The sequence below is a fragment of the Flavobacterium sp. genome (assembly GCF_028712645.1).
Classification (GTDB): Bacteria; Bacteroidota; Bacteroidia; order Flavobacteriales; family Flavobacteriaceae; genus Flavobacterium.
The window spans coordinates 6,157-18,301 of the sequence record NZ_JAQTPQ010000039.1 but is presented as its reverse complement, the minus strand read 5'-3'; the positions used below and the strand labels follow the sequence as shown (position 1 = coordinate 18,301).

12 protein-coding genes and 1 pseudogene are annotated in these 12,145 nt (G+C 33.1%); 7 read left to right on the top strand and 6 right to left on the bottom strand.

Going from position 1 to position 12,145, the window contains the following annotated elements; all coding sequences use genetic code 11:
• The 3 genes and pseudogenes from PHC28_RS04780 to PHC28_RS04770 form a co-directional block, all read left to right on the top strand.
• Positions 1 to 314 (top strand): annotated as a pseudogene (locus PHC28_RS04780) (lipoyl synthase); the annotation flags it as partial.
• 80 nt (positions 315 to 394) lie between these two features.
• Complete coding sequence (gene gap / locus PHC28_RS04775; protein WP_300096843.1) at positions 395 to 1,390, top strand: type I glyceraldehyde-3-phosphate dehydrogenase; 996 nt, start codon at positions 395 to 397, stop codon at positions 1,388 to 1,390.
• 46 nt (positions 1,391 to 1,436) lie between these two features.
• Positions 1,437 to 3,611, top strand: a complete 2,175-nt coding sequence (locus PHC28_RS04770; protein WP_300096842.1) for an ATP-binding protein — start codon at positions 1,437 to 1,439, stop codon at positions 3,609 to 3,611.
• A gap of 7 nt (positions 3,612 to 3,618) precedes the next feature.
• On the opposite strand, the gene PHC28_RS04765 is transcribed toward PHC28_RS04770, so the two are convergent.
• From PHC28_RS04765 to PHC28_RS04750, 4 genes are read right to left on the bottom strand one after another with little or no spacing between them, the layout of a single operon-like run.
• A complete protein-coding gene (locus PHC28_RS04765) occupies positions 3,619 to 4,431 on the bottom strand; it encodes a purine-nucleoside phosphorylase (protein WP_300096841.1) in 813 nt (270 codons plus the stop codon).
• A complete protein-coding gene (gene lpxK / locus PHC28_RS04760; protein ID WP_300096844.1) occupies positions 4,403 to 5,428 on the bottom strand; it encodes a tetraacyldisaccharide 4'-kinase in 1,026 nt (341 codons plus the stop codon). The genes PHC28_RS04765 and lpxK overlap by 29 nt, the downstream gene beginning before the upstream one ends.
• 2 nt (positions 5,429 to 5,430) lie before the next feature.
• Positions 5,431 to 5,712, bottom strand: coding sequence for a Txe/YoeB family addiction module toxin (locus tag PHC28_RS04755; protein ID WP_300096840.1), 282 nt, complete (start codon positions 5,710 to 5,712; stop codon positions 5,431 to 5,433).
• Positions 5,688 to 5,936, bottom strand: a complete 249-nt coding sequence (locus tag PHC28_RS04750; protein WP_300096839.1) for a DUF2683 family protein — start codon at positions 5,934 to 5,936, stop codon at positions 5,688 to 5,690. Before PHC28_RS04750 ends, PHC28_RS04755 begins: the two co-directional genes overlap by 25 nt.
• A 194-nt stretch (positions 5,937 to 6,130) precedes the next feature.
• Between PHC28_RS04750 and PHC28_RS04745 the strand changes: the two genes are divergently transcribed.
• From PHC28_RS04745 to rluF, 4 genes are read left to right on the top strand one after another with little or no spacing between them, the layout of a single operon-like run.
• Positions 6,131 to 7,225, top strand: a complete 1,095-nt coding sequence (locus tag PHC28_RS04745; RefSeq protein ID WP_300096838.1) for a Nif3-like dinuclear metal center hexameric protein — start codon at positions 6,131 to 6,133, stop codon at positions 7,223 to 7,225.
• Positions 7,226 to 7,228: 3 nt separating this feature from the next.
• Complete coding sequence (locus PHC28_RS04740) at positions 7,229 to 8,008, top strand: C4-type zinc ribbon domain-containing protein (RefSeq protein ID WP_300096837.1); 780 nt, start codon at positions 7,229 to 7,231, stop codon at positions 8,006 to 8,008.
• A 40-nt stretch (positions 8,009 to 8,048) separates the two neighbouring features.
• Positions 8,049 to 8,897 (top strand): alpha/beta hydrolase, encoded by an 849-nt coding sequence (locus tag PHC28_RS04735; RefSeq protein ID WP_300096836.1) that lies wholly within the window; start codon positions 8,049 to 8,051, stop codon positions 8,895 to 8,897.
• 44 nt (positions 8,898 to 8,941) lie between these two features.
• Positions 8,942 to 9,754, top strand: a complete 813-nt coding sequence (gene rluF / locus PHC28_RS04730; RefSeq protein ID WP_300096835.1) for a 23S rRNA pseudouridine(2604) synthase RluF — start codon at positions 8,942 to 8,944, stop codon at positions 9,752 to 9,754.
• 63 nt (positions 9,755 to 9,817) lie between these two features.
• Here the strand turns inward: rluF and PHC28_RS04725 are convergent, their stop codons facing one another.
• Both PHC28_RS04725 and ffh read right to left on the bottom strand, forming a co-directional pair.
• Complete coding sequence (locus PHC28_RS04725; RefSeq protein ID WP_300096834.1) at positions 9,818 to 10,699, bottom strand: bifunctional 5,10-methylenetetrahydrofolate dehydrogenase/5,10-methenyltetrahydrofolate cyclohydrolase; 882 nt, start codon at positions 10,697 to 10,699, stop codon at positions 9,818 to 9,820.
• 17 nt (positions 10,700 to 10,716) lie between these two features.
• Positions 10,717 to 12,063: a signal recognition particle protein gene (ffh, locus tag PHC28_RS04720; protein WP_300096833.1), complete on the bottom strand. Its 1,347-nt coding sequence runs from the start codon at positions 12,061 to 12,063 to the stop codon at positions 10,717 to 10,719.
• Positions 12,064 to 12,145 lie beyond the last annotated feature (82 nt).

The window sequence follows — 12,145 nt, the reverse complement described above, 5'->3', positions numbered from 1 at the left end:
ATAGAAGCCTAGAAGTTTTAAAATACTTGAAAGCACAAGGAATCAAAAGAACCAAATCTGGAATTATGCTTGGACTTGGCGAAACTGAGGAAGAAGTTTTTCAAACAATGCAAGATTTATACGATGCTAATGTTGACATTGTAACCATTGGTCAATATTTGCAACCCAGCAAAAAACACTTACCTGTTAAAGAGTTTATAACTCCAGAACAATTTGCAAAATACGAAAAATTCGGATTGGAATTAGGCTTTCGCCACGTTGAAAGCGGCCCATTAGTTCGTTCTTCTTATAAAGCACAAAAACACATCCTTTAACCACAAAGAACACAAAGTTCTCGCAAAGCGCACAAAGTTTTAACTTGAAACCTAAAACCTGAAACTTTAAACTAAAAAAATTGAAAACAAGAATTGCCATCAATGGTTTTGGAAGAATTGGACGAAATTTATTTCGACTCCTTTTGAACTATCCTACAATTGAAGTCGTTGCTATTAATGATATTGCCGATACGAAAACTATGGCGCATTTAGTAAAATACGACAGCATTCACGGAGTTTTACCTTTCGATGTTTCGGCTGACGAGAAAGGAATTATTGTTGATGGGAAACACTTTCTGTTTTTTCACGAGAAAAGCATATCAAACCTAGATTGGAAATCCATAAACATTGATGTTGTTGTGGAATCAACCGGAAAATACAAGACTTTCGAGGAAATCAACACCCATATTTTGGCTGGAGCCAAAAAAGTAATTCTTTCTGCTCCATCTGAAGTTGAAGAAATAAAAACAGTAGTTCTTGGCGTGAATGAAAATATTCTTGACGGAAACGAAACCATTATTTCGAACGCAAGTTGTACCACAAATAATGCAGCTCCGATGATTAAAGTCATCAACGAACTTTGCGGCATTGAACAAGCTTACATTACAACGATTCACTCTTTTACAACGGATCAAAGTTTACACGATCAACCTCACAAAGATTTACGTCGAGCTCGTGGTGCAAGTCAATCTATTGTTCCTACAACAACTGGTGCTGCTAAAGCTTTGACAAAGATTTTCCCTGAATTTGAGGGGAAAATTGGTGGTTGCGGTATTCGAGTTCCCGTTCCTGATGGTTCCTTGACCGACATCACTTTCAACGTAAAGCGCGCCGTGACAATTGAGGAAATTAATGCTGCATTCAAATTTGCAGCACAAAATAATTTAAAAGGCATACTAGATTATACTGAAGACCCTATTGTTTCCGTTGATGTAATAGGAAACAGAAATTCCTGTCTTTTTGATGCACAACTCACATCCGTAATTGATAAAATGGTAAAAGTGGTAGGCTGGTATGATAACGAAATAGGCTATTCGTCTCGAATTATTGATTTAATTATTTTAACCAATAGTTAAATATTTTGTTATCTTTATGTCCCTTCTAAAAAAATACTAACATTTAATGAGGTCCTTCTTTTTATTTTTCATCCTAGTTAGTTCGTTTCTATATTCTCAAAAGAAAACTTCTTTTCAGGAAATAGACAGCATTTCCTATTATAGTAATTTGAGTAATTCTAGTATCAAGGAAAACAAATACAAGGTTGCAATAGAATATACGCAGAAGTCTATAAATTTTTCCAAAAAAAACAATCAAATTGAATCTGAAGCAAATGAGACTTTTAGATTAGGAAAAATTTATTTTGACGTAAAGAAATATGATTATGCTCTAAAATATTTTAACAATAGTGTATTTTTATTTAAGAACTTAAACCCAAGTCCAACGTATGCATCTGCCTACTATTATCTTGGAATTTGTCATATAAAAAAAAGAAGTTTAGCTGATGCTGAAATTTGTTTAGATGAGGCACAATCATTGTATGACGCACTTGAAATTACTAATACTGCCGATTATATAAACCTTCAAAGAGGAATAATTTATAAATTGAAAGACGATAATGAATTAGCTTCTACCCTTTTTAGTACCCTAATTGCAAAACCTGATAGCCCCTCTATTTTAGATTTAAAAGCAGAAGCACTTTATCAGATTGGGTCCATAGAAATGGATCAAAACAGGAATAATTTAGCGTTGACTTATTTCAATAAAGCTTTAGATATAAATTCCAAAAATAAAAACTTGGAACAAAAATCAGCTATTTTGTTAGCTCTAAGTACTGTTTATGAAAAAATGCTAGACAAAAACAGTGCCTATACTTATTTGAAACAACATACAAATTTAAAAGAAAGCATTTCGATTTCTGATAATGAAAAACTAGGTGTTGATGATTACGAAGCGTTTAAGAACTCCGAGCGATTAAAAGAAATTACGCAACTAAACATAGAAAAAAAGCAACAAGAAAAAGCGAGTAAATTTTCAAAACTCATCAGTATTTTGGCAATCGCTTTAATATCGATTTTGTCCTTATTAAGCTTGTCTTTATACAAAAACAACATCATTAGAACTCAATCTAATTTATTGCTTGAAGAAAAAAATAGAGAATTAATTATCGCCAAGGAAAAAGCAGAAAAAGCTTCAAACGCTAGATCTGAATTTCTATCAACTGTGAGCCACGAACTCCGAACACCTCTTAATGCCATCAATGGAATTGCCCATTTATTATTAGAAGATAAACCAAAGAAATCTCAAATGGATTATTTGGAATCCTTAAAATTCTCCGGAAATTACTTAACTACATTTATTAATGACATTCTCGAGATTCAAAAAATAGATGCAACAAAAGTTGAAATTGAAAACATTGATTTCAATCTAAAACAATTGTTAGAGAATATTCAAAATTCGTTAAAGGAATTAGCCACAACAAACAACAATAATTTCACGCTTGAAATTGACCCTGAAATCCCTGAAAATTTGATTGGAGATCCTACAAAATTGTCACAGATAATGATCAATTTAATTAATAACGCATTAAAATTTACACACAACGGCAAGGTAGCTGTAATTACAAAATGTATTTTATCTGAAGACTCAAAAACTGCAATCTATTTTGAAGTAAAAGATAGCGGAATAGGCATTCCAGAAGATAAACTAGCTACCATTTTTGATAGTTTTTCACAAGGTTCAGTAGGAATTAATCGAAAATACGGGGGTACAGGTTTGGGATTAACCATTGTAAAAAAATTAGTCAAAATTCTTGGTGGAGAAATACAACTCAAAAGTATTGTCGAAAAAGGCTCCTCTTTTTCATTTGAATTACCTTTTAAAATTGGCGAAAAACCAACACCAAAGAAGAAAAAAAGCAAACCAAATGTTGACTCAGCTTTAAAAGATAAAAAAATATTAATTGTTGAAGACAACAAAATTAATCAAATGGTTTCCAAAAAAATGTTGGAAAACAAAGGAATTATCTGTAAAATAATTGACAATGGTGAAGAAGCAATAGAATTTGTGAAGACCAATAAATTTGATATGATTTTAATGGACGTTCATCTACCTGGAATAAATGGAACAATTGCCACACAACATATTAGAAAATTTGACACTACAACTCCCATTATTGCACTTACAGCCATTTCTTTAAACGAAAATAGAGATGTTCTTCTCTCTTTTGGAATGAATGATGTACTTACAAAACCGTTTGTCCCGGATGAATTTTACTCGACTATTGCCAAATATATTTAGGTAATTTCTAATAATTCAAAATCAATTCCTTGATAAGACTTCGCACTTTAGGTTCTGCTTTTTTTGCAGCTTCTAAAACTTCATCGTGCGAAACAGTTTCGATATTTTCCTCATTGCCCATATCCGTAATTACAGATAATCCAAAACATTCCATATCTATGTGACGAGCCACAATTACCTCTGGAACAGTTGACATACCAACACAATCTGCGCCAATAATTTTCACCATTTTGTATTCGGCAAGCGTTTCAAACGTTGGGCCTTGCAGACCAAGATAAATTCCGTCCTGAACAATAATATTCAAATTTTGAGCTAATTCCTTGGCTTTGGCAATCATTTTTAAAGAATAAGGTTCGCTCATATTTAAAAATCTAGGACCAAAACGTTCGTCATTTTTACCACGCAAAGGATGTTCTGGCATCATATTAATGTGATCTTTCAAAATAACAACCGAACCTACTTCATAGTTAGAATTCACACCTCCAGAAGCATTCGAAACAATTAATTTTTCGACTCCCAAATACTTCATTACTCGAACTGGAAATGTAACTTGCTGCATCGAATAGCCTTCATAGTAATGAAAACGACCTTGCATCGCAACCACTTTTTTATCGCCAATAGTTCCAAAAACGAGAGCGCCTTTATGACCTTGAACTGTCGAAACTGGAAAATTTGGAATTTCACCATAAGGCAAAGTGAATTCGATTTGAATATCATCGGTAAAACTACCCAATCCTGAACCTAAAATCACGCCATATTCTGGAGTGAAATTGGTCTTTTCTTTAATGAAACTAACGGTTTCTTGTACTTGTTCCCACATAATTTAAAATGGTTTTATCAAAATTTTCACTTTCCAAAATGAAGCTGCTTTTTATCGGTAAATAAAATAATTGTTTATTAGCTAATTTACCTCTCAATCGTACATAATCTTTTTCGGTTGTTATAATAAAATCATCAATTGCTTGATATTCTATTGAAATAATATCTTTTTCCGAAAAATTATGATGATCTGGAAAAGTCATAAAAAAGTCATCTTCATTTTCCAAATATGCGAAAAAAGGTTCAGGTTTTGCAATTCCTGCCAGAAGTAATTTATTAACATTCTTGACTTCACTCACTTTCAAAGTTTTATCTCCTGAATAAATAGACTCGTCATAATCGATGTATGAAAAATATAATTCTTGATTCGGTTCAAGTTTCAATTTAGTTTTAATTTTATTTTGCTCGTCTAGCGAAAGAGTTGCAGGACATTTTGTAACAACAACCAAATTGGCTCTTTTTGCTCCACTCCTACTTTCGCGTAAATTCCCTGTTGGCAACATAAAATCATCCGAGTATAAATCACCATAAGAAGTTAGCAAAATATAAAACCCTGCTTTTACTTTGCGATGTTGAAAAGCGTCGTCTAGTAAAATAACCTCTGGTTTGTCTTGTTGTGAAAGCAATTGTTCGATACCGTTTTTTCTATCGGCATCAACGGCCACCAGAATGTTAGGGAATTTAGAATAAAACTGGAAAGGTTCGTCTCCAAGAATTGCCGCATTTGATGTAGCATCGGCCAAAACAAAACCTTCAGATTGGCGTTTATAACCACGACTTAAAGTAGCTACTTTGTGTTTTGACGAAAGCACCCGAATTAAATATTCAATCTGAGGGGTTTTTCCAGTTCCACCAACGCTGAGATTTCCAACGGCAATAACGGGAACATCAAAAGAATAGGATTTTAGAATTCCTTTATCAAAAAGAAAATTCCGAATGCTGGTAATGATTCCATATAAAACGGCAAACGGAAAGAGTATTTTTCGAAGTAAATTTATCATTATTTATCAGAATAATGTCCCATTGCGGAAATTACATAAACGGTTACAATATTTTCTTCTACCCGATAAATTAATCTGTCTTTCTGATTGATTCGTCTTGACCAAAATCCAGAATAATCATACTTCAGTGGCTCAGGATTTCCAAATCCTTCATAAGGATTTTCAGAAAGATCAACTAAAATTTTAGCAATATTTTTAATTGAAATCTTATTTCCTGATTTTTTATGTTTTTCAATATCTTGATTTGCAATCTTAGTTACTTCAACCCTAAACTTCCCCATATATCATCTGGATTGAGTGTTATAGTTTCGCCCTTTTTTATATTTTCTTCTGCTTTTCTAATTTTCGCTACAAATTCAGGACTATAAAAATTTTCTTCTTTTTTTATTTTTTTAGAATCTGTTTCAACAATTTCAATACCTTCCACATTTTTAAAAAAAGTTTCCACCATAGCCATAAAAGCTTTTCCTGTTTTGGTACGTTCATTAATTTTTATAGTAGTCATAACTTTTAGGTTTTGAATTACAAATATACAAAATTTGTGCTATTTTTATTTGATACTATAATGAACACTTTTAGAATAGTGTTTTTCGAAGTAAAGTCACACTATAAAAGGATAAAATTCTATCTTTGGGATGAAATATTGTTTCAATGGTCTAAAGTTGCTCCACTTGAAACCTTAAACTTGAAACCAAAAAAATGAAAATCAAAGAAATAATTTCTGTACTCGAAGAAATGGCGCCACTCGCTTATGCCGAAGATTTTGATAATGTAGGTTTATTGATTGGCGATAAAGACTCTGAAGCCACAGGAGTTATAGTTTGCCACGATGCATTGGAAAGCGTTATTGATGAAGCGATTTCTAAAAAGTGCAATTTAGTGGTTTGTTTTCATCCCATATTATTTTCGGGGTTGAAGAAAATCACCGGCAAAAACTATGTTGAAAAAGCTATTATCAAAGCCATAAAAAATGACATTGCCATCTATGCCGTTCACACTGCATTGGATAATCATCAAGACGGCGTGAATAAAATATTTTGTGATGCTTTGGGTTTAACCAAAACGAAAATCCTGATTCCAAAGCAAAATCTCATTCGGAAATTAATCACTTACACTATTCCAGAAAATGCTGGGAAGTTACGAAACGCCCTGTTTAATGCAGGTGCAGGAAACATTGGAAACTATGAAAATTGCAGTTTTAATTCGAAAGGAATTGGAACTTATATGGGAAACGAGCATAGCAATCCAGAGATTGGTGAGCGATTTGAATTTATGGAAAATGAGGAAATCAAAATCGAAGTCACTTTCGAAAAACATTTGGAAAACAAAATCCTCAAAGCATTATTCAAAAATCACGTTTATGAAGAAGTAGCTTATGAAATTTATGATTTACAGAATAAAAATCAAAATATAGGATTGGGAATGATTGGCGAATTAGATGTTCCAATGGACGAAAAAGATTTTCTAAATTTGGTTAAAGAAAAGATGCAATGTGGCGGAATTCGTCATAGTGCATTTTTGGGTAAACCAATAAAAAAAGTTGCAGTTCTTGGCGGATCGGGAAGTTTTGCTATAAAAAATGCAATTCAAGCCGGAGCAGATGTGTTTTTGACAGCCGATTTGAAGTATCATCAATTTTATGAAGCTGAAAATCAACTTATTTTAGCCGATATTGGTCATTTTGAAAGCGAACGTTATACAAAAAATTATATTGTTGATTTTCTTCGGAAAAAAATCCTTAATTTTGCAATCGTTTTATCAGAAGAAAATACAAATCCAGTTAAGTACTTATAGAATATGGCATCTACGAAAGAATTGAGTGTTGAAGACAAATTAAGAGCAATTTACGATTTACAATTGATTGACTCTAGAATTGACGAAATTAGAAATGTTAGAGGGGAACTTCCTCTAGAAGTGGAAGATTTAGAAGATGAAGTTGCAGGATTAACCACGCGCTCAGAAAAATTGAAAAATGATCTTGATGTTATCGAAGACCTTATCAAGGTAAAGAAAAATGCAATTGACGAACATAAAGAGTCAATAAAAAGATACACCAAACAACAAGATACTGTTCGAAACAATAGAGAATTCAACTCTTTAACAAAAGAAGTTGAGTTTCAAGAATTGGAAATTCAATTAGCAGAGAAGCAAATCAAAGAAATGAAAGCTTCTATCGAACACAAGAAAGAAATAATTGCGCAATCAAAAGAGAGATTAGAAACTAAATCGAATCACTTGAAGCATAAAAAATCTGAATTGAGCGCCATTATGGCTGAAACTGCAAAAGAAGAAGATTTTTTAACAGAGAAATCAGAAGAATACCAAAAATTAATCGAAGATAGATTATTGGCAGCTTACAACAGAATTAGATCAAGTGTTCGTAACGGATTAGCAGTAGTTTCTATCGAAAGAGGAGCTTCTGCAGGATCATTTTTCACCATTCCACCACAAACACAAGTAGAGATTGCTGCAAGAAAAAAAATCATCACCGATGAACATTCTGGAAGAATATTAGTCGACAGCGTTCTAGCTGAAGAAGAAAAAGAGAAAATGGAAAAACTTTTTTCTAAATTCTAAACAATTCAAGTCCCGATAAACATCGGGACTTTTTTTTAAAATGAAAAAAGCCAAGTATTTTTTGATAACAAAGTCAATAGGGATTTATTTGAACCTTATCAGTTTTGTGTTTCCAAAAAAAGCAACCCAAATGGCTCATTCTTTATTTAGTGAACCTAGAAAAGGCAAACTTAAAAAAGACAAACTTCCTAAAATACTAAGAGAAACTTACTCAGAAAAAATCCAGAATAATGAGGATACCATTCAAACTTACATTTGGAAAGGGAATGAAACCATTATTTTATTAATTCACGGTTGGGAAAGTAATTCCTCGAGATGGAAAAAAATGTTGCCTTACCTCAAAAATTCAGGAAGTACCATTATTGCTATTGACGGACCTGCTCAAGGATTGTCGAGTGGAAAGGAATTTACAATTTTAAAATACGCAGAATTTATTGATGTTGTCGTAAAAAAATACCAGCCAAGCTATATTATTGGACACTCAATGGGAGGAAATGCAAGTTTGTACTATCAGTACAAATACCAAAATCCTTCTGTTGAAAAAATGGTTATTCTAGGTTCACCAAGTGATTTCAAAATTTTATTCTCTAATTTCATTCAGTTATTAAGCCTAAATTCCAAAATTGAAAAAGCATTAGAAGACCATTATACTTCACTTTTGAATCAGAGTCTAGACCAATTCAGTGCAAAACTATTTGCTTCTAAAATTAAAGCCAAAGGATTAGTCATTCACGATGTTGAAGATACCACAGTATTATTTGAAGAAGGAAAAAAAATTGTTAGTTTATGGAAGGATGTGCAATTTATTGAAACTTTAGGATTGGGTCATAGTCTTCACGATGATGATTTGTACAAAAGAGTTTCACGGTTTTTATTCGAAACAGAATAAATCGATTAGAATTCACAAACAAAATAATTGATTACTTTTGTCCTATGGAAGAAAATCTAAAACGCCTTAATAAATTTATCGGAGAAACAGGTTTTTGCTCTCGCCGTGAAGCAGATAAAATCATTGAAGAAGGTCGTGTCACCATCAACGGAGTTGTTCCTGAACTGGGAACCAAAGTTGGCCCTGATGATGAAGTTCGAATTGATGGAAAGTTAATCCGTGAGAAGAGAGAGAAACCTATATATTTAGCCTTCAACAAACCTGTAGGGATTGAATGTACCACCAACTTAGAAGTTCGGAATAATATTGTAGATTATATTAATTATCCCACTCGTATTTTTCCAATAGGTCGGTTAGACAAAGCCAGTGAAGGATTGATTTTTATGACCAACGACGGTGATATTGTCAACAAAATTCTTCGCGCCAGAAACAACCACGAAAAAGAATATACTGTTACCGTAAACAAATTGATTACCGATCGTTTTATTGAAAAAATGGGGAATGGTGTTCCCATTTTAGATACTGTTACACGAAAATGCAAAGTAGAAAAAATCAGTTCTACCACTTTTAAAATCATACTTACCCAAGGTTTAAATCGTCAAATTCGTAGAATGTGCGAATATCTAGGTTATGAAGTTACCGCTTTGAAACGCATCCGAATTATCAATATTTCGCTGGATATTCCAGTAGGAAGATTTCGCGACTTGACAGATGCCGAAATTAAAGAACTCAACCAACTAATTGAACCTTCAAGTAAAACTGAAGAAGCCAGTTTGCCAAAACAAGAACCTGTAAAACGAAGAACCGAATTCATCAAAAGAGATGATCCTCGATTTAAAAAAAGAGGTGATTATTAGATAAAAAATCAAAAACCCAAGACTATCGCCTTGGGTTTTTACCTTTTATATATTTTGAAAATATTATTTTCTACTTCTTATTTTTCTTGCTAAAAGTGTGTTTTTCAACAACATCGCAATGGTCATTGGACCAACACCTCCTGGAACTGGAGTGATGAATGAGGATTTTTTGCTCACTTCATCAAAATCCACATCACCTGTAATTACATATCCTTTTGGTTGCGATGCATCTTCTACTCTAGTGATACCAACGTCGATTACAACAACACCATCTTTAACCATATCAGCTTTCAAATAATTTGGAACTCCAAGTGCTGTGATAATAATATCAGCGTTTTTAGTAAACTCTTCAATATTTTTAGTTCTACTGTGAGTCAAAGTTACAGTTGAATCCCCTGGATATCCTTTGCGACTCATTAAAATACTCATAGGACGACCCACAATGTGGCTACGCCCAATAACTACAGTATGTTTACCAGCTGTTTCTACTTTATAACGTTCTAACAATTCCATAATTCCATATGGAGTTGCAGGTAAAAATGTTTCCATTTCTAAAGCCATTTTTCCAAAATTAGTAGGATGAAAACCATCCACATCTTTATCAGGATCAATAGCCATTAATATTTTTTGCTCGTCAATATGTTTAGGTAATGGCAATTGAACAATATAACCATCTAAATCATCATCTTCGTTAAGTTCCTTAATTTTCGTAAGTAATTCAGCTTCCGAAATAGTTTCTGGCAATGACACCAAAGTAGATTCGAATCCAATTTGTTGGCATGATCTTACTTTACTTCCTACATAAGTCAAACTTGCACCGTTTGTACCAACAATGACAGCTGCTAAATGAGGCACTTTTTGTCCAGCAACTTTCATTTGTTGCACTTCGGCAGCAATTTCGTTTTTAATATCTTCCGATGTTTTTTTTCCGTCTAGTAGTTGCATTTTTTATTGTTTAATCGTTAACGTTGCGGCATTCCGCCTTTCATATTGCCCATCATTTTCATCATATTTTTTCCACCAGGACCTTGCATCATTTTCATCATTTTGCTCATTTGCTCAAACTGTTTCATCAGCTGATTGACTTGCTCGATTTTAGTTCCAGAACCTTTGGCAATTCTGGTTTTTCTTTTCACGTCAATTATGGCAGGTTTTGATCTTTCTTTTGGAGTCATTGAATAAATGATAGCTTCAATAGATTTAAAAGCATCGTCTTCAATTTCGACATCTTTCATCGCTTTTGTAGCTCCAGGAATCATTCCAACCAAATCTTTCATATTACCCATTTTCTTCACTTGTTGAATTTGGGAAAGAAAATCGTCAAAACCAAACTCATTTTTGGCAATTTTCTTTTGGATTTTTCTAGCTTCTTCTTCGTCAAATTGTTCTTGAGCTCTTTCTACCAAAGACACAACATCACCCATCCCAAGGATACGTTCTGCCATACGAACAGGATAGAAAACATCGATGGCATCCATTTTTTCACCTGTTCCAACAAACTTGATTGGTTTGTTTACAACTGATTTAATAGAAAGGGCAGCTCCACCACGAGTATCACCATCTAATTTAGTTAAGATTACACCATCAAAATTTAATCTATCATTGAAAGCTTTTGCTGTATTTACAGCATCTTGTCCCGTCATTGAATCGACAACAAATAATGTTTCTTGAGGTTGAATAGCTTTGTGAACATTTGAAATTTCGATCATCATTGCCTCATCGACTGCTAAACGTCCAGCTGTATCAATAATTACAACATTTAAACCTTGATGTTTTGCAAAACTAATGGCATTTTGAGCAATAATTACAGGATTTGTATTATCTGGTTCAGAATATACATCTACACCAATAGATTCTCCAACAACGTGCAATTGTTTTATAGCAGCTGGACGATAAATATCACAAGCAACCAAAAGTGGTTTTTTATTCTTTTTAGTTTTAAGATAATTGGCTAATTTACCTGAGAAAGTAGTTTTACCAGAACCTTGCAAACCTGACATTAAAATAACGGTAGGATTCCCCGAAAGATTGATTCCGGCAACATCGCCACCCATCAACTCAGTCAGTTCATCTTTGACAATTTTAACTAATAATTGTCCTGGCTGCAAAGTTGTTAATACATTTTGACCAATCGCTTTTTCTTTTACTTTAGTAGTAAAATCTTTTGCAATTTTAAAGTTGACGTCGGCATCCAATAAAGCACGACGCACTTCTTTTAGAGTTTCGGCAACGTTTACTTCGGTTATTTTTCCGTGCCCTTTAAGTATATGAAAGGCCTTGTCTAGTTTATCGCTTAAATTATCAAACATAAATGTAATTGTCTTTTATTGAGGTGCAAATATAAGCTAAAGTTGTAAAGTCACAAAGTTAGAAAGTTGTAAAATTCAGATA

Coding starts and splice junctions, on each gene's coding strand:
- PHC28_RS04770 (WP_300096842.1), top strand. CDS start 1,437: ATGAGGTCCTTCTTTTTATTTTTCATCCTAGTTAGTTCGTTTCTATAT.
- PHC28_RS04765 (WP_300096841.1), bottom strand. CDS start 4,431: ATGTGGGAACAAGTACAAGAAACCGTTAGTTTCATTAAAGAAAAGACC.
- PHC28_RS04755 (WP_300096840.1), bottom strand. CDS start 5,712: ATGGGGAAGTTTAGGGTTGAAGTAACTAAGATTGCAAATCAAGATATT.
- PHC28_RS04750 (WP_300096839.1), bottom strand. CDS start 5,936: ATGACTACTATAAAAATTAATGAACGTACCAAAACAGGAAAAGCTTTT.
- PHC28_RS04745 (WP_300096838.1), top strand. CDS start 6,131: ATGAAAATCAAAGAAATAATTTCTGTACTCGAAGAAATGGCGCCACTC.
- PHC28_RS04740 (WP_300096837.1), top strand. CDS start 7,229: ATGGCATCTACGAAAGAATTGAGTGTTGAAGACAAATTAAGAGCAATT.
- PHC28_RS04735 (WP_300096836.1), top strand. CDS start 8,049: ATGAAAAAAGCCAAGTATTTTTTGATAACAAAGTCAATAGGGATTTAT.
- rluF (WP_300096835.1), top strand. CDS start 8,942: ATGGAAGAAAATCTAAAACGCCTTAATAAATTTATCGGAGAAACAGGT.
- PHC28_RS04725 (WP_300096834.1), bottom strand. CDS start 10,699: ATGCAACTACTAGACGGAAAAAAAACATCGGAAGATATTAAAAACGAA.
- ffh (WP_300096833.1), bottom strand. CDS start 12,063: ATGTTTGATAATTTAAGCGATAAACTAGACAAGGCCTTTCATATACTT.